The following is a 17,231-nucleotide window of genomic DNA, read 5'->3' as shown; positions in this document are numbered from 1 at the left end:
TTTGCTTAAAAAGCCATCAAGTTCAATCCGCTAACGCCTTCGCTTCACTCCCACTTAGGCTTTCGCGTTGGCGATATTCACTTTCCAAATTGCTGGGCCAGTTTCATGGGCGTTCACGCCATTTGAATCCACAGCCACAGTCACTGGCATATCTTGCACGTCAAACTCGTAAATCGCTTCCATGCCTAAATCGGCAAAGGCCACGACGCGAGAATGTTTAATCGCTTTTGACACTAAATACGCAGCGCCGCCAACGGCCATCAGATATACCGCTTTGTGTTTTTTGATTGATTCAACTGTCGCAGGGCCGCGCTCAGCTTTACCTATCATGCCCATCAAGCCTGTTTTTTCTAACATTAGGTCAGTGAATTTATCCATACGAGTTGCTGTGGTTGGGCCCGCAGGACCGACAACTTCAGCACCGACTGGATCAACTGGGCCAACGTAGTAAATAAACTTACCCGTAAAGTCCACGCCTTCTGGCAGACCTTCACCACTTTCGATTAGGCTTTGAATGCGCTTATGGGCAGCATCACGACCTGTGAGCATTTTACCGCTCAGCAGAATGGTTTCACCGCTCTGCCACTGCTCGATATCCGATTGGGTCACAGTATCTAAGTTAACACGGCGCACATCATCACCCACTTCACGGGTGATTTCTGGCCAATCTGACAATGATGGTGGCGTTAATTCAGCTGGACCTGAGCCATCTAAATGGAAATGTACGTGGCGAGTCGCTGCACAATTAGGGATCATCACCACAGGTTTTGAAGCCGCGTGGGTGGACGCCGATTTGATTTTAACGTCTAACACTGTGGTTAAACCGCCAAGACCTTGGGCACCTATGCCTAAATTGTTCGCGCGTTCAAAAATATCTAAACGCAGCTTTTCTTCGGTTGTTTGCGCGCCACGGGCCATCAACTCATGGATATCCACGCTTTCCATCAGTGCTTCTTTGGCTAATACGGCGGCTTTTTCTGCCGTACCGCCAATGCCGATACCCAGCATACCCGGTGGACACCAGCCTGCGCCCATCGTCGGTAACGTTTTTTCTACCCAAGCGGCGATATCGTCAGATGGGTTTAACATCACCATCTTAGCTTTGTTTTCACTGCCGCCGCCTTTGGCCGCAATCGCTACTTCGATGTGGTTGCCTGGCACCATGTCGATGTGCACCACAGATGGGGTGTTATCTTTGGTATTTTTACGGCTGCCCGCAGGATCTGACACGATTGATGCACGCAGAGGGTTATCAGGATTGGTATAGGCACGACGAACACCTTCGTCGACCATTTCCTGAATTGTCATATCGGTTTTGTCCCATTGGACACCCATACCCACTTTAACGAAGGTGGTGACAATCCCAGTGTCTTGACACAGAGGACGCTTGCCTTCGGCCGACATACGCGAGTTAATTAAGATCTGGGCAATGGCATCCTTCGCCGCCGCACTTTGTTCACGCTCATAAGCTTGGCTCATGGCATCCACAAAATCCTTCGGGTGGTAATAAGAGATGTATTGCAAAGCATCCGCCACACTTTCAATAAAGTCGGCTTGCTTTATCACAGAATTGACAGACATTTCATGGTTAGCATGGTTAGATGACATAGTAGGAGCGCTCCAGCAGCCTTTGCGGCCTAACTTATTTTTGTTTAATTCTTTCTGGGCCAATATGATACTCTTTCCCATCTTTTTGGGCTACATCACATTTTGAATAGGGTTAATCGATGGCAATTAGGGCGTCAAAACAGCTTGCATCACGCCAACTTGACTGGACATTAAGCACCGCAGCACTCTTCGAACACTTTGCCAATGACCCATGGGCAATCCTGTTAGATTCGGCGAACGCGCCACATCAGGACGCTCGATTCGACATCATTTGCGCCAATCCCATCGCAACATTAGTGACTCAGGGCGAGCGTAGCGATATAAAGCTCATCGATACGAGCTTGAGCTTACCCGAGGCGATGGACCCAAACCGTGATCCCTTCGACCTGCTCAACACTTTATTAAATCATTGGTATTCAAAATCTTTTGATTGCAATCTGCCCTTCAGTGGCGGCGCAATGGGCAGCTTTAGTTACGACTTAGGCCGTCGCATCGAATCCCTGCCGACAAGCGCTCAGCAAGATATTCAACTGCCAGAGATGAACATCGGCTTTTACGACTGGGCGTTAGTTTATGATTACCAAGCCCAGTGTTGGCATTTATTGCACTATTTAGGTGAAGCGGCACTCGACATTGAATTGAATAAAATTCAAGCGAAAATGGCACACAAGCCAAACTCAGATGCATTCATGCTCACAGGACCATGGACAGCACAAATCGATAAAGCCCAATACACTGCCAAATTTGAGGCAGTACAAGCCTATTTGCACAGCGGCGATTGCTATCAAATAAATTTAACCCAAAGATTTGAAGCTGGCTATCAAGGCGACGAATGGTCGGCTTACTGCCAACTGCGCAATGCCAATAAAGCCCCCTTCTCGGCCTTTATGCGGTTACCGCAAAACGCGATTTTATCGATTTCACCTGAGCGCTTTATTCAGCTTCGCGGTGATGATATTCAGACTAAACCCATCAAAGGCACGCTGCCGCGTCACGCAGATCCCGCGCTCGACGCAAAAGCTGCGAGCACCCTTGCCAGCTCGCCAAAGGATCGCGCCGAAAACGTCATGATTGTCGATTTGCTGCGTAATGATATCGGCAAGGTAGCAGCGGCAGGCTCGGTACGTGTACCGCATCTGTTTGAGATTGAAAGCTTTCCTGCCGTGCATCACCTTGTCAGTACAGTGACGGCTAAGCTTGATGCTAAGTACAGCGCCAGCGATTTGCTGCGCGCGGCGTTCCCCGGCGGCTCAATTACTGGCGCACCGAAAATCCGCGCCATGGAAATTATCGAAGAACTCGAACCTTCACGGCGCAGTCTGTACTGTGGATCTATGGGCTATATCAGCCAAGATGGCCAAATGGATACCAGTATCACCATTCGCACTATTGTGGCTGAGCAGGGGAAACTCTATTGCTGGGCGGGCGGCGGCATAGTGGCGGATTCAGAAGTGAATGCTGAATACCAAGAAACCTTTGATAAGATCAGCCGGATTTTGCCTTTGCTTGGCGCAGAGCCGCAAAAGCCGTAAGCTTTACTACTAAACAGTCACGGAAACCTCGATGGATCAAGCGGAATTTAGACTCAGATTTAATCTGCACCCTTTAGCACTGCAAGATCCGGCGGCCTTCCCACACCTTGGACTGCGCAAAGCCGCGGTGTTGATCCCGCTGCAGGATATCAACGGTGAACTGAATCTGATTTTAACCCAAAGACCCATGCACCTTCGCGCCCATCCAGGGCAGATCAGTTTCCCCGGCGGTAAAATTGAGCCCTACGATGTCGATGCAATTGCGGCTGCGTTAAGGGAAGCAGAAGAAGAAATAGGATTATCGCGGTATAACGTCGATGTGGTGGGCACATTTCCGGCCCACAATACCTTTACCGGATTTGAAATCACGCCCGTGGTCGGCATTATCAAGCAGGCATTTGATTGGAAACTCGATCCCGGTGAGGTAGCCGATTGCTTTACTGTGCCATTAAGCTTTTTTATTGAGCCGAGCAATCGTCACCAAAAACGCTTTTTACGCCAAGGGCGCTACTACAGCGTGCATTTTATTCCCTACCAACAACGCTTTATCTGGGGCGCGACCGCCGCCATTATCGACCATTTATGCCGCCAGTTAAGCATTCCTGCCGATATCCTCTGACTTTCTTTTCCATAGCGAAACAGCTACAAGCCAACAGGTTCGCTTAAACCACCAAATGAATATACAAACCGGCGACAATCGAGGTTAACAGCAACATGGGAATGTTAAACCAATAACCCATGCGGCTATGGTGGGCGACATAATAGTTAAACGCTAAACTGACCAAACTAATACCGCCACAGGCCCAAATCAAATACTGTAATAACTGGGTTTCGTGTGGATCCCAATGGACTCTAAATGTCGCGCCACGGCTTAAATAATCGCCGACTTCGCGGTCAGGCCTCGCATCACCGAACACTAATAACGCATAGACGGCCAACGCCCAGCCTAAAATGGATAATGTCGCGAGGATAATTTGAAATATTCTAACTTTACTCATACTGCCTCCCGCCGTTTAACTCACGATATCGCTAAATATCGGTAATATTAACCTCAGGATACCTTTTTCAGCTTGAGAAAAGCCACCAGCAAGGTAATATAAACCTCCAAAATTTTCATATAAAACGTTTCGTTGGAGAATTAAGCAACAATGAGCATCGCATCTGTCGCATCTGTATTTAAAGGTGAGCACGCCGTCGGTTCTAAAGTCACAGTTCGTGGCTGGGTCAGAACCCGTCGTGACTCTAAAGCCGGCATCTCTTTTTTAGCTGTTTATGACGGCTCTTGCTTTAATCCTATCCAAGGTGTCGTGCCCAATAGCTTAGATAATTACGACAACGAAGTGTTAAAGCTAACTGCGGGTTGTTCTGTTGTGATGACAGGCGACGTGGTGGAATCTCCAGGCGCAGGTCAAGCATTTGAGCTGCAAGTGACTGATATTGAAGTCGCAGGCTGGGTTGATGATCCAGACACTTACCCAATGGCCGCTAAACGTCACTCAATTGAACATTTACGCGAATTAGCGCACTTACGCCCACGCACTAACATTATTGGTGCTGTTGCCCGCGTGCGTAACTGTTTATCCCAAGCGATTCACCGCTTCTACCACGAAGAAGGCTTTATTTGGGTATCGACCCCACTTATCACCGCCTCTGACTGTGAAGGTGCCGGTGAAATGTTCCGCGTATCGACCTTAGATATGGAAAACCTGCCACGTACCGATGCAGGAAAAGTCGATTACGATAAAGATTTCTTCGGTAAAGAAGCTTTCCTAACCGTATCTGGCCAGTTGAACGCTGAAACTTACGCCTGTGCACTGTCAAAAGTGTATACCTTTGGCCCCACTTTCCGTGCTGAAAACTCAAACACCAGCCGCCACTTAGCGGAATTCTGGATGGTTGAGCCTGAAGTGGCCTTCGCTAACTTAAACGACATCGCTGGCCTTGCCGAAGCTATGTTGAAATACGCATTCAATGCCGTATTGACTGAGCGTATGGACGATTTAACTTTCTTCGCCCAGCACGTTGATAAGACAGTGATTGACCGTCTGCAATCTTTCGTTTCAAGCGATTTTGCGCAAGTGGATTACACAGATGCGGTTGAAATTCTGCAAAACTGTGGCAGAACCTTCGAGTTCCCAGTGTCTTGGGGTATCGACTTATCTTCTGAGCATGAGCGTTACTTAGCCGAAGAACACTTCAAAGCCCCTGTGGTAGTGAAGAACTATCCAAAAGATATCAAGGCCTTCTACATGCGCTTAAACGATGACGGTAAAACCGTTGCCGCGATGGACGTGTTAGCCCCAGGTATCGGTGAAATCATCGGCGGTTCTCAACGTGAAGAGCGTTTAGACGTGCTGGATATGCGTTTAGCTGAAATGGATCTGAACCAAGAAGATTACTGGTGGTACCGTGATATGCGCCGTTATGGCACAGTGCCACACGCAGGTTTTGGTCTAGGGTTTGAGCGTTTAGTGTCTTACGTGACGGGCGTTAACAACATTCGTGATGTTATCCCGTTCCCACGTGCACCGCGCACAGCGAACTTCTAATATCTCTTTGTTTGGGCTTGTGACTCTGTGGAGTAACAAGCTCAACATTAGAATATAAGCTAAGGCGTCGCTACTGCGCCTTAACAAAACGAAAAGGAGCTGAACATTCAGCTCCTTTTTTGTTTCTGCGCTTTTGCTAGCATGCTTAGCTAATACTTTGGACTAATACTCTGAACTAATACCATGAGTTAGCAGCATAAATTATCATCACGACCCAACACTAATGCCTAACCCTATTACCTAACATCATAAGGCGAAACAGCCACTCATTCGCTTGATACTAATCCACTTGTTACTTATCCGCTTGATGCAGCGCCTGCGTGATATATTCCGCCACGTGTTTGGCTGCGATTTCATCGATTGAGGTTAACTTAATATGGCGGCGAAATTTGCCACTGCCTTCGAGTACCTTGTGTGGATCGCTAAGGTTTGCGCCCAGACTGAACTCCAATGATACATGTTGTTTATAGGCAAACACCCCACCAAAAGCGCTCTTCGTGCTAAAGAGAATTCCACCGTACTTAACAGTTTCAGTGATATCGAGCGAGGATACGGCAGCAGTGGCGTTAACGGTTTGGCGCACGCCCTGCACGATTTCAAGCAGGCTCGGGCTCATAAAACCAATGTCTTCTAAGAGTTTTTCAAGTTGTTCATTCATCATCGCCTCCTGCGTAATGGCATTTTCCATAGCGGCCTTCCATAATGTCGATTGTATCCTGTACAGTGAACTGAATAAAACCCCGTCAGGCACTCATAAACAAAATCAATCGCTTAAACGTTATCTCAGCATGCCAACTACCAAGTGAAGTCGCAATGCCATGCTGCCATTACAATCAATAAAAAGGCCAAGCAGGTATGCTTGGCCTTTGGCTGGAGATATCTAACTAACCTTAAATAACACTAAGCAACATCAAGTAACACGAGCCTAAGTCACGCTAAGCCACACGAGGTCTCACTCTGTTTAAGATTAGAAGCCCTTCACACCCGCCATATCGGGGAGATGGTGAGCAATCCCCTTGTGGCAATCGATACAGGTCTTTTCGCCGCTCGCCAGTGACGTTGAGTGCATCTGCGCCGCTCTGGGTGATTGGCGGGTAAAGTCCATATACGTAAAGTTATGGCAGTTACGGCACTCGAGCGAGTCATTGGCCTTTAATCGCGCCCACTCATGCTCAGCCAGTTCGCGCCGTTTACTTTCAAACTTGTCTCGGGTGTTAATCGTACCGAAAACCTTGCCCCACACTTCCTTAGAGGCCTGCATTTTACGGGCGATTTTATCGGTCCAGTTATGTGGTACATGGCAATCTGGGCACGTTGCCCGCACACCGCTGCGGTTAGTAAAGTGAATTGTCGTCTGTAACTCTTGATAGACGTTGTTTTCCATTTCATGGCAACTGATGCAGAAGGCTTCCTTGTTGGTCGCTTCAAGGGCTGTGTTAAAGCCGCCCCAGAAAATCACTCCCGCCACAAAGCCACCTAAGGTCAAAAAACCTAAACTGTAATGCACACTCGGACGATTGAGTACCTGCCAGATTTTTTTCAGTTTATCTAACATGCTAACTCCTAGTGTTTTTTCTGCTCAGTGTTGGCTTTGATCAAATGTTCCATGTCCACAAAGTCGTTTTCGACCAGTAGCTTGGCATCTAACTGCGGCACATGACACTGAGTGCAAAAATATCGGCGCGGCGATAATGTGGCTAAGAAGTTATTATCCCTGTCCATAAAATGCGTGACGCTGACCATAGGTGCTTGGGATTCCCCAATGCGGTTGCGGGCATGGCAGGCCATACATTTGTTCACTTTAAGATCGAGCTGATAACCGTCGATCTTATGCGGGATCACAGGCGGCTGCATGGGGTAGCTGCGCACTTCCTTCACATCGGTATTACGCACGTTTTGCATCGCCGGCGGCGTCGGTTCCACATCAATTGGCGCTTGTCGCAGGGTCGCTATTTTTTCGTCGGGAATACTGGCGGCAGAGACTGCCGTCATCATCAATGAACCGAATGCCAGTAAACCGATCGCTGAAACTAATTGTAGAGTTTTCATCGTGTTCTCCTTAAACCTTGACGATCTTCACCGCACATTTTTTAAAGTCAGTTTGTTTTGACAAGGGATCTGTCGCATCCAAGGTTACTTTATTAATGAGCTGGCTAGCATCGAACCAAGGCACAAACACTAAGCCCACAGGCGGTTTGTTACGGCCACGGGTTTCAACTCGGGTCTTAATTTCACCACGACGTGACACCACACGAATTTCATCGCCACGGCGCAGACCGCGCTTCTTGGCATCTTCAGGATGCATAAAACACACTGCATCAGGGAAAGCGCGATAAAGCTCAGGCACACGTTGGGTCATAGAACCTGAGTGCCAATGTTCCAGCACTCGGCCCGTCGATAACCAAATATCGTATTCTTCGTCTGGCGACTCGGCGGCGGGTTCATAGGGCAGCGCAAAGATCACCGCACGGCCATCGGGATGACCATAAAACTCAAAGCCTGTGCCCGCTGTCACATAAGGATCGCTCCCCTCGCGGAAACGCCACTTGGTTTCCTTGCCATCCACCACAGGCCAACGCAGACCATGGGCCTCGTGATAGGCATCAAACGGCGCTAAGTCATGACCATGACCACGGCCAAAGGAGGCGTATTCTTCAAACAGGCCTTTTTGTACATAGAAACCAAAATGTTTCGCTTCATCGTTCAGATACTTAGGATCGGCATCCGCCAGCGGAAACTTATCGACATGGCCATTTTTATACAGGACTTCGAAAAGCGTTTTACCTTTGAACTCAGGGTTCGCCGCTAATACATCCTTGGGCCACACTTCATCTGTGGTGAAACGTTTCGCAAATTCCATCAACTGCCACAGATCCGAATGCGATTCACCGGGCGCTTGTACCATTTGATGCCAAAACTGAGTACGGCGCTCGGCGTTACCGTAAGCGCCCTCTTTTTCAACCCACATCGCAGTGGGCAAAATCAGATCGGCAGCTTGGGTGGTGACGGTAGGATAAGCATCGGACACCACGATAAAGTTGGCAGGGTTACGGTAACCCGGTAGCCCTTCTTCGTTAATGTTCGGCCCCGCCTGCATATTGTTGTTCACTTGTACCCAATAGCAGTTCAAGTCACCGTCTTTAAGGCGGCGGTTTTGCTCAACGGCGTGATAACCGGGTTTGGGCGGAATGATACCGCTTGGAATTTTCCACGTCTCTTCAGCGCGTTTTCTGTGCTCGGGATTAGTCACCACCATGTCGGCGGGTAGACGATGGGAGAAAGTCCCCACTTCACGTGCCGTGCCGCAGGCCGATGGCTGACCGGTCAGCGAAAATGGGCTGTTACCTGGGGTTGAAATCTTACCCGTTAACAAATGGATGTTGTAAATCAGGTTATTACACCAGACACCACGGGTATGTTGGTTAAATCCCATGGTCCAGAACGACGTCACTTTGACATTCGGATCGGCATATAGCTTAGCCAATTCGATCAGTTTATCTTCCGGCACCCCAGACAGTTTACTGACTCTCTCGACTGTATATTCGGCAACAAAGGCTTTGAAGGCTTCAAAATCAATTGCCGTTGAATCCCCTGCGGTTTTCACATTTTTAGCTTTTTGCTCAAGGGGATGAGTCGGACGTAAACCGTAGCCGATATCAGTCGTGCCTTGGCGGAAATTCACGTGCTTTTTAACGAAATCCCAGTTCACTTTATCGTTTTGAATAATGTAGTTGGCAATAAAGTTCAACATGGCCAAATCCGTTTGCGGCGTGAACACTATCGGAATATCCGCCAGATCGAAGGAGCGATTCTGGAAAGTCGATAACACAGCCACTTTGACATGGGGTTCACTCAAGCGTCTGTCTGTCACTCGACTCCACAGGATCGGGTGCATCTCGGCCATGTTCGAGCCCCAAAGCACGAATGCATCGGCGGCTTCCATATCGTCATAGCAGCCCATTGGCTCATCGATACCGAAGGTGCGCATAAACCCGACCACGGCAGACGCCATACAATGGCGTGCATTAGGGTCGATATTGTTCGAACCAAAGCCCGCCTTCATCAACTTAACGGCGGCGTAACCTTCCCACACAGTCCATTGGCCCGAACCAAACATGCCCACGGCCGTTGGCCCTTTGGCTTTAATGGTTTCTTTCCACTTTTGCGCCATGATGTCGAAGGCGCTGTCCCAGCTTATCGGCGAAAACTCACCGTGCTTGTCGTACTTGCCATCCGTCATTCGCAGCATGGGCGTAGTTAAGCGATCGCTGCCGTACATGATCTTCGACAGAAAATAGCCTTTAATACAGTTAAGACCACGGTTCACTTCACTGTTGGCATCGCCGTGGGTTGCCACCACTTTGCCGTCGCGGGTGGCGACAATCACAGAGCAGCCCGTACCACAGAAACGACAAGGCGCCTTGTTCCACTCTAATTTGGTTTGTTCTGAGCTGGTTATCAGGTTACTTGCGCCAGCGGGCAAAGCTAAACCTGCGGCCCCTGCAGCGGCAATCACCGCGTTGGCCTTAATAAAGTCACGTCTGTTCATATTCATTCTTCACCCTCTTCGAGCGTTTCACTCTGGTGGTAAACCATAGTGGCGGATAACACACCCGGAATGGCATTGATCGCTTCTATGCAGTCCATCAAGGCGCGCTGAGTCTCACCTTCGATAACCACGACCAATTTCACTTCGTTGTTGACGGAAAGTTCGGCATTTTCAATGGTCATGATCTCTTGTCTAACATCTGCCATTTTCTGCGGTAAGACCTGCACCACTAAACTGGTGATATGGAGTTCTTTGCTCATCCGACATTCCACTCTTTGTCTAATATTTGATAATAAAGCGATTAACCCGCTCCCGGCGGTCCAGTCAGGATCTGACTAAACCAAATTGCAAAGCCCAAGCCACTGACCAGCAGCACGGACAATAACGGTGCGAGAAATACGGTTAAAAAGATAAAAATTTTCAGTTCTAAGGATTTTTCTTCTGCGGTGCTAGCACTCATGCATCCTCCAAGAGGTGTGTTCCTGCCATTTTTTCGCGCTGGAACAAGCGTCAGCGGCAGGTTTTATGTATATCCGTTGCATCTTTAACTCACTCAAACATCATACCTTTTAGTTGTTAACAAACTGTATACCTCCAAATTGGTAAAGCTGATGATGCTTGATCCAGATCATCAATTTGGCGATAGATTTAACTAGCTCATGGTTTGTAAACGATTTACTAGATTGTAATGAGGTGAATTCGGACAAAGAAGTTATTAAGGTGTGGCTAAAACATGGTCAAAGATCAGTTTTTTAGCAAGGTGAATGCTTAAAATTAGCGCTAAATATCTCCAAAGGAGTAAAGCAAACTGATTAGGGCGTGTTGACGTTTCGAGATTAAATGTTGTTTGCTCAGGTAAGTTAGTGACCGCAAAACGAGAACGACTAAAACCACAAAGTAAAAACGCCGCTAAGTAAGCTTAGCGGCGTAATGAGATAACCAAGAATAACAACTATTGAGTCGTAAATAATAAATTCACTGACCTCATATTTTTATACTTGTTGGATATGATTCAAAATGCGTTTTTCAGATATCGGATAAGCCGTGCCTAACACCTGCGCAAAACAGGAAACACGATACTCTTCAATCATCCAGCGTGCCTCGATTAACGCGGGCGGTGTCGGCTGCGATCGTGGCACTTTCGCCAGTTGTGCGTTCAATGCTTCCTGTACCTTGTTAATGCTCTGCATATGCAAACGGTCACGAGTTGGATCGACAGGTAACTTCTCGACACGGATTTCAATCGCTTTTAAGTAACGCGCCACATCGGCTAAACGATTCCAACCGCAGGATTCAACAAACCCTTTAAACACTAATTTGTCTAATTGGCTTTGAATATCACTCATAGCAAAAGCGATATCTAAGCTAATTTTGCCCTTGAGACGCTTTTTAATGCTCTGGTATAAAGTCAAAATCTGCTCAACCTTCAAGGCAATTTGCTCGGCGGTCGGGTTGAGCTCTTGGCGAACCCAGTCCTTTGCCTGCTCAAATTGGGCTTGATTACGCACATCGAGGGCTTTTTCATCCAATAATTGCTGCACAGCGGCGGCAATAATGTCATCAATCAAGATTTGTACTTGACCAAAGGGATTGAAATACATCGCCAATTTCGCCTTATTCGGCAAAGCTTGCTGTAAATGTTTTACCGGTGATGGAATGTTTAACAGCAACAAGCGTCGCAGACCTTGGCGATGAGCATCTAAGGCTTCAAATTCATCATCAAATAATTTGATCGCAACACTGTCTTTTTTATCGATCAGCGCCGGAAACGCCCGTACTTGGTAATTGCCTTTTTGCTGCTGATATTGCTGCGGCAAATCACCAAAAGACCACTCGGTTAACGCTTCTTGCTCTATGCCTTTATCCGCCACCTGACGAATGGCCTTCGCCACCACGCCCTGCAACTCGGCTTTTAAGGTATCGAGCACCCGACCTTCGGCGACTAAGTTGTTTTTATCGTCTTCGATTTTAAAGTTCATCTGCAAATGCGCAGGGATCTGCGTTAAATCAAAATCTTCCGGCGTTATACGCGTGCCACTCATGCGCAGCAATTGCTTGCACATGGCTTCAAGCAAACTGGCACTAAAAGGCACCATGGCCTGCACGCAAGCGCGGGCATAGTCAGGCGCTGGCACAAAGTTACGTCGTAAACTCTTAGGCAAAGATTTGATCAGCGCGATGCACTTTTCTTCCCTCAGCCCCGCCACTAACCAATCAAAATCGCTATCGTCGATTTGATTGAGCAGCGCCACCGGAATGTGCACCGACACGCCGTCATCCGCCGCAGCGGGTTCAAAGTGATAACTCAGCTGCAGGCGCAAATTGCCCTTGTGCCATGTATCGGGGAAATCCAAGGTCGAGATATGGTCGGCATTGCGCTGCATTAACAGCGCTTTGCTGAAATCGAGTAAATCCGGTTGCTCGCGCTTGGCTTTCTTCCACCAGCCAAAAAACAGCTGGGCGTTGTAAATCCCCTCGGGGATCCGCGGCTCGTAAAAATCCACCAACACTTGTTCGTCCACCAAAATATCGCGGCGACGGGATTTATGCTCAAGTGATTCAATGTCTTCAAGCAGCTTTTGGTTAGCGACAAAAAACGCTTCTTGGGTTTGCAACTGCCCTTCTGCCAAGGCGCTGCGGATAAAAATCTCACGCGCTTCAACGGGATCGATGGGGCCGTATTGCACTTTGCGACGGTGTACAACCGTCAAGCCATAGAGCACTTGATTCTCAAGGGCGATAACGCTGCCAGGTTTTGCCTCAAAATGAGGCTCTACATAGCTTTTCTTAATCAAATGCGCCGCTAAGGGCTCTAGCCATTCTGGTTCAATTTTGGCGCAGCAGCGGGCGAATAAGCGCGATGTTTCGGTAAGCTCAGCGGCCATGATCCACTTAGGGCCTTTTTTGGCCAAAGGCGAACCGGGAAACACAAAAAACTTACGATTACGCGCACCTAAATACTCGTTATTGTTATCTTTAAAACCAACATGGCTCAACAATCCCGACAACAACGCACGGTGCAAGCTGTCGTAATTGGCGGGTGTATCGTTTAAACGCCACTTTAAATCGTGCACGGCTTGTTTAAGCTGAGTGTATAAGTCCTGCCACTCGCGCACGCGCAAATAGGCTAAATATTCATCGCGGCATTTTTTACGGAACTGACTTGCTGATAACTCTTTTTGCTGATCTTTTAAGTGCTGCCACAGGTTAATCCAACTGACGAAATCGGAACTGGGATCGGCAAAACGACGATGGGCTTCATCACTGGCTTGCTTCTTCTCCATCGGGCGTTCGCGGGGATCTTGAATCGATAAGCCCGCAGCAATCACTAGCACTTCGTTCAAACAACCTAACTGCTGACTCTCGACCACCATACGCGCCAAACGCGGATCCACAGGAATTTGCGCCAAGTTGCGCCCAAGTGGCGTCAATACTAGCTTGCCGTGTTTGCTCTCAACCGCTTGTAATTCTTCGAGCAGCAAAAAACCATCGCGGATATGGCGTGGATCGGGTGGCTCGATAAATGGGAAGCCGCCGATATCACCCAAACCGATGGCGAGCATCTGTAAAATGACCGAGGCCAAGTTAGTGCGCAAAATTTCAGGATCGGTAAACGCCGGACGATTATTAAAATCCGCCTCATCGTACAAACGAATACAAATACCCGGTCCCACACGACCACAACGGCCTTGACGCTGATTAGCGCTTGCCTGCGAGATAGGTTCAATTGGTAAGCGTTGCACCTTAGTGCGATAGCTATAGCGGCTGATACGCGCCGTACCTGGGTCGATAACGTAGCGAATACCCGGCACAGTCAACGAAGTTTCCGCCACGTTCGTCGCTAATACAATCCGCCTGCCCCTGTGACTGCTGAAGACTTTGGATTGCTCGCCATAGGATAAACGAGCGTACAGCGGCAAAATTTCGGTATCGCGGTAATTACGCCGACTTAATTGTTCGGCCGTATCGCGAATTTCCCGCTCGCCGTTCATAAAGATCAGAATGTCGCCCAGCCCTTCGGCCACCAGCTCATCGACGGCGGCAAAAATGCCTTCGATTTGATCTAAATCGGCATCGCTATCTTGCACTAAGGGTCGATAACGGGTTTCGACCGGAAAGGTACGGCCCGACACTTCGATAATCGGCGCATTGTTGAAATGCTTAGAAAAACGCTCCACGTCTATGGTCGCCGACGTGATGATGACTTTAAGATCGGGGCGTCTTTTAAGAATTTGTTTAAGGTAGCCCAGAATAAAATCGATATTCAGGCTGCGCTCGTGGGCCTCATCTATGATGATGGTATCGTATTGATCGAGATTGCGATCTGAGGTCAATTCCGCCAGTAAAATACCGTCGGTCATCAACTTAATATAAGAGTCACTCTTAAGTGCATCGGCAAACCGCACTTTAAAGCCGACCACTTCACCGAGCGGGCTTTGTAATTCTTCAGCGACTCGGCTCGCCACGCTGCGGGCAGCCAATCGTCTTGGCTGGGTGTGGCCAATCATGCCACGGCAACCTAAGCCGAGTTCTAAACAAATTTTGGGGAGCTGCGTGGTTTTACCCGAGCCCGTTTCACCAGCAATGATCACCACTTGATTGCCCGCAATCGCGCGCGCAATGTCATCGCGCATCAAAGAAACGGGAAGGTTTTCAGGATATTGGATTTTAGGGCGAGCGTTACGGCGCTGCTCAACCTTCTCAAACGCCGCCTGCGCTTGCTCACTCAGCTGGGCTAAGATTTGGGTCTTTTTATCTGAGTCGGCTTCTTTATTGAGCTTAAATAAACGACGACGGATCCTAGACGCATCAGCCTGATAACAAAGATTAAGAAAGGCGTTCGATAGCGGATGTTTGTCTGAGTTCAAATCCAAATTCCATTGCTAGCATCAAAAACGGCGATCCTAGCAAGGAAAGTGGCGCAATGGTATTGCTAATTTACTCTGCACTCAGGATAAAGGGTGTCAGATTATCTCCACTGCGGCTCAGATTAAACTGGTGACAGATAACATTGTTGCATATAGATATTCATCGCTTTGAGCACATTAGTGCGATTTATCGTGCCAATCACTTTACCGTGTTCAACTACAGGATAAACCTTAGGTTTAGGCCCGAGCATTTGTTCAGCGAGTTGCAAAATACTGTCATCAGGCCCGACAAACAGTACTTCAGTACGCATACAATCCTTCACCACTGAGGTCATATCGCAGTGATAGCTACTTTTGATCATCACAGCCAGACAATCCTGCTGGGATAAAAAGCCCACCAAATCGCCCGCCTCATCAACCACAGCGGCGCCCATTTTATTATTATCTAACAGCTTTTCGACCGCGGTCGCCAGCGACATATTCGCGCGCAGTAACACGGGCTGACGATCCATATGGTCACGAATCTTAATTAAGTCCATAGTCTTCCCCTCGAATTAACCCTACGTTTGAAGTCTAGTCAAAATATCGGCAAGGATGTGCGATTTATATCGATTGCGCTTATCTAGTGTGTAAACTGAATGTCAAAAAGTGCTGACAGAATAGAAAGAAACAACAAACGGATACACAGCACGATGAGATAATAAATGTCTCGTTAAGTGTTAGACGAAGCTGCTGACTCGGCAAACTTGGCGGCGTCTTGTACGGCTTGCAAGTCCTCTTCGATATCAAGCATTTTTTGTGAACGCTTCAGTGCTAACCGACCGTGGTACTCGGCCGCCGCGCGTATTTCCCCGTCACCACTGGATGCTAACGATTCAAGCGCTTTTTGTAGCCGTACAGCGACTTCCACCACTCCCGCGCCGTCTCTGGCTATGGCGGTAAACGCATCATCAAACATGTCCTGTACACAAACGTGAGGGACTTCTACGCGATCGCACTCTGGCGCGGGTTTGTCATCAACTGCCGCGGGTTCACCCCATAGGGTAAACAGCCGTACCAGTGTGCCTATAATGCAAATGGCCGTACCAGGGTCATTGACCGCGGGTGATAAGGCGCGGCCAGCGATTTCCGACAGTACCACCAACCCAAATCGCGGATCGTCGTCAAAAAGACGGGTATCACCAATCTGGAATGACTCGGCAACACAGGTGCAATCAATCTCAGTCTGCTCCGCACCATCGGCACTAATGTATGCCAATGGTCGATTGGGCGCGGCGAACGTGCCCGGCAAGGCTGCAATCACGACTCGTAACTCGTTTTTCTCTGCCCAGCGCTGCATCGCGGCAATATTAATGTACTGAACATAACCGACGTTAGCCGCGTACACGGCTCGTCCACGCGCTTGGGGACGCACAGAAACGCCGCCAAGATGTGGGATATTGCGTCGCCGTGTCAGGGCATCGGCCGCCGCCTTTTCAACTTTCTCAATTGTGGTTGCCATGCGGCCAAGACGGGCAATGCGATCCACCCAGCGTACAAAGGTAAAGATCACCATGCCAAAAATAAACGTGGTCAGCAGGAAGAGGATAAACAGACCCGCCGTTTGAAAGTAATCATTTTTAACCGCAGTGAGTGCCACAATACTGAAGATAAATGCCCCAACAAAGGTCGATAGCGCATTTTGAGAGGCATCATCGGCGACAACTAAAATAAATGAACGTGGTGTTGCCGTGTTAGCCGCCGAAGCATAGGCCGAGACCATAGAACCCACGGAAAAAGTGGCGATAACCAGCATGCTGGAAGCCATGACGGATAACAGCGCCTCGATGGAGGCCGATGACACCTTAGGTGCAATCTCAACAAGCTCAGTACCATCTGCCAATTTTGCGGCAAAGGCGACTGCAATCGATAATAGGCAAACAAGCAGTGGTTTCACCCAAAGTCGATGGCTAAACCGATTGAGGAAAACCCTGACGCGGTCGGTTAACACGGTAGAAATCATGTAAATATCCTTTACGCTGAGTGCAACCTCATGCAAACGCGATAAGTTCGCGGGACACAAACTGCAGCTTTGACGGTGAGTTAAGTACGGCTTTGCGTATGACTATTGTACCGCTAATGAAAT

Annotated in this window: 14 protein-coding genes; 3 read left to right on the top strand and 11 right to left on the bottom strand. The window is 48.6% G+C overall.

Annotated elements, in window-relative coordinates; translation table 11 throughout:
- Positions 1–54: 54 nt before the first annotated feature.
- The gene (locus tag FW758_RS09665; RefSeq protein WP_446445262.1) at positions 55–1,608 is read right to left on the bottom strand and encodes a fumarate hydratase; all 1,554 of its coding nucleotides are present in this window, start codon (positions 1,606–1,608) and stop codon (positions 55–57) included.
- Between the two features lie 119 nt (positions 1,609–1,727).
- Here FW758_RS09665 and pabB point away from each other — a divergent pair, with 119 nt between their 5' ends.
- A complete protein-coding gene (pabB, locus tag FW758_RS09660) occupies positions 1,728–3,140 on the top strand; it encodes an aminodeoxychorismate synthase component I (protein WP_446445261.1) in 1,413 nt (470 codons plus the stop codon).
- A gap of 31 nt (positions 3,141–3,171) precedes the next feature.
- Positions 3,172–3,759, top strand: coding sequence for a CoA pyrophosphatase (locus FW758_RS09655; protein ID WP_006081413.1), 588 nt, complete (start codon positions 3,172–3,174; stop codon positions 3,757–3,759).
- Positions 3,760–3,802: 43 nt separating this feature from the next.
- Here FW758_RS09655 and FW758_RS09650 read toward each other — a convergent pair whose 3' ends face one another.
- Positions 3,803–4,138 (bottom strand): hypothetical protein, encoded by a 336-nt coding sequence (locus tag FW758_RS09650; protein WP_446445260.1) that lies wholly within the window; start codon positions 4,136–4,138, stop codon positions 3,803–3,805.
- A gap of 150 nt (positions 4,139–4,288) precedes the next feature.
- On the opposite strand from FW758_RS09650, the gene asnS reads away from it, so the two are divergent.
- Positions 4,289–5,689 (top strand): asparagine--tRNA ligase, encoded by a 1,401-nt coding sequence (gene asnS, locus FW758_RS09645; protein ID WP_006081411.1) that lies wholly within the window; start codon positions 4,289–4,291, stop codon positions 5,687–5,689.
- 292 nt (positions 5,690–5,981) lie between these two features.
- Here the strand turns inward: asnS and FW758_RS09640 are convergent, their stop codons facing one another.
- The 9 genes from FW758_RS09640 to FW758_RS09600 form a co-directional block, all read right to left on the bottom strand.
- Positions 5,982–6,347 carry a DUF1801 domain-containing protein gene (locus FW758_RS09640; protein ID WP_446445280.1) on the bottom strand — a complete coding sequence of 122 codons (366 nt, stop codon included), beginning with the start codon at positions 6,345–6,347 and terminating at the stop codon, positions 5,982–5,984.
- A gap of 309 nt (positions 6,348–6,656) precedes the next feature.
- Positions 6,657–7,244, bottom strand: coding sequence for a cytochrome c3 family protein (locus FW758_RS09635; protein WP_006081409.1), 588 nt, complete (start codon positions 7,242–7,244; stop codon positions 6,657–6,659).
- 8 nt (positions 7,245–7,252) lie between these two features.
- Entirely contained in the window at positions 7,253–7,738 is a 486-nt protein-coding gene (locus FW758_RS09630; RefSeq protein WP_006086431.1) for a nitrate reductase cytochrome c-type subunit, read from the bottom strand.
- Between the two features lie 10 nt (positions 7,739–7,748).
- Positions 7,749–10,238: a nitrate reductase catalytic subunit NapA gene (gene napA / locus FW758_RS09625; protein WP_446445279.1), complete on the bottom strand. Its 2,490-nt coding sequence runs from the start codon at positions 10,236–10,238 to the stop codon at positions 7,749–7,751.
- A gap of 2 nt (positions 10,239–10,240) precedes the next feature.
- The gene (locus FW758_RS09620; RefSeq protein WP_006086429.1) at positions 10,241–10,498 is read right to left on the bottom strand and encodes a chaperone NapD; all 258 of its coding nucleotides are present in this window, start codon (positions 10,496–10,498) and stop codon (positions 10,241–10,243) included.
- 41 nt (positions 10,499–10,539) lie between these two features.
- Positions 10,540–10,698, bottom strand: a complete 159-nt coding sequence (locus FW758_RS09615; protein ID WP_028760147.1) for a nitrate reductase — start codon at positions 10,696–10,698, stop codon at positions 10,540–10,542.
- Between the two features lie 532 nt (positions 10,699–11,230).
- A complete protein-coding gene (hrpA, locus tag FW758_RS09610) occupies positions 11,231–15,106 on the bottom strand; it encodes an ATP-dependent RNA helicase HrpA (protein ID WP_446445259.1) in 3,876 nt (1,291 codons plus the stop codon).
- 122 nt (positions 15,107–15,228) lie between these two features.
- Positions 15,229–15,645, bottom strand: a complete 417-nt coding sequence (locus FW758_RS09605) for a CBS domain-containing protein (protein ID WP_106650356.1) — start codon at positions 15,643–15,645, stop codon at positions 15,229–15,231.
- A 173-nt stretch (positions 15,646–15,818) separates the two neighbouring features.
- Entirely contained in the window at positions 15,819–17,108 is a 1,290-nt protein-coding gene (locus tag FW758_RS09600) for a DUF2254 domain-containing protein (RefSeq protein WP_445781759.1), read from the bottom strand.
- Between the last annotated feature and the right edge of the window lie 123 nt (positions 17,109–17,231).

It is taken from the genome of Shewanella sp. 1180_01 (genome assembly GCF_052850535.1).
Note: the sequence above shows the minus strand (reverse complement) of the source record. Positions and strands in the feature narration are given on the sequence as shown.

What these genes read in the sequence shown, in the direction of transcription:
- FW758_RS09640 (WP_446445280.1), bottom strand. Translation starts at nt 6,347, where the DNA reads ATGAATGAACAACTTGAAAAACTCTTAGAAGACATTGGTTTTATGAGC.
- FW758_RS09600 (WP_445781759.1), bottom strand. Translation starts at nt 17,108, where the DNA reads ATGATTTCTACCGTGTTAACCGACCGCGTCAGGGTTTTCCTCAATCGG.
- pabB (WP_446445261.1), top strand. Translation starts at nt 1,728, where the DNA reads ATGGCAATTAGGGCGTCAAAACAGCTTGCATCACGCCAACTTGACTGG.
- FW758_RS09665 (WP_446445262.1), bottom strand. Translation starts at nt 1,608, where the DNA reads ATGTCATCTAACCATGCTAACCATGAAATGTCTGTCAATTCTGTGATA.
- FW758_RS09605 (WP_106650356.1), bottom strand. Translation starts at nt 15,645, where the DNA reads ATGGACTTAATTAAGATTCGTGACCATATGGATCGTCAGCCCGTGTTA.
- FW758_RS09655 (WP_006081413.1), top strand. Translation starts at nt 3,172, where the DNA reads ATGGATCAAGCGGAATTTAGACTCAGATTTAATCTGCACCCTTTAGCA.
- FW758_RS09630 (WP_006086431.1), bottom strand. Translation starts at nt 7,738, where the DNA reads ATGAAAACTCTACAATTAGTTTCAGCGATCGGTTTACTGGCATTCGGT.
- FW758_RS09620 (WP_006086429.1), bottom strand. Translation starts at nt 10,498, where the DNA reads ATGAGCAAAGAACTCCATATCACCAGTTTAGTGGTGCAGGTCTTACCG.
- FW758_RS09615 (WP_028760147.1), bottom strand. Translation starts at nt 10,698, where the DNA reads ATGAGTGCTAGCACCGCAGAAGAAAAATCCTTAGAACTGAAAATTTTT.
- FW758_RS09635 (WP_006081409.1), bottom strand. Translation starts at nt 7,244, where the DNA reads ATGTTAGATAAACTGAAAAAAATCTGGCAGGTACTCAATCGTCCGAGT.
- asnS (WP_006081411.1), top strand. Translation starts at nt 4,289, where the DNA reads ATGAGCATCGCATCTGTCGCATCTGTATTTAAAGGTGAGCACGCCGTC.
- napA (WP_446445279.1), bottom strand. Translation starts at nt 10,238, where the DNA reads ATGAACAGACGTGACTTTATTAAGGCCAACGCGGTGATTGCCGCTGCA.
- FW758_RS09650 (WP_446445260.1), bottom strand. Translation starts at nt 4,138, where the DNA reads ATGAGTAAAGTTAGAATATTTCAAATTATCCTCGCGACATTATCCATT.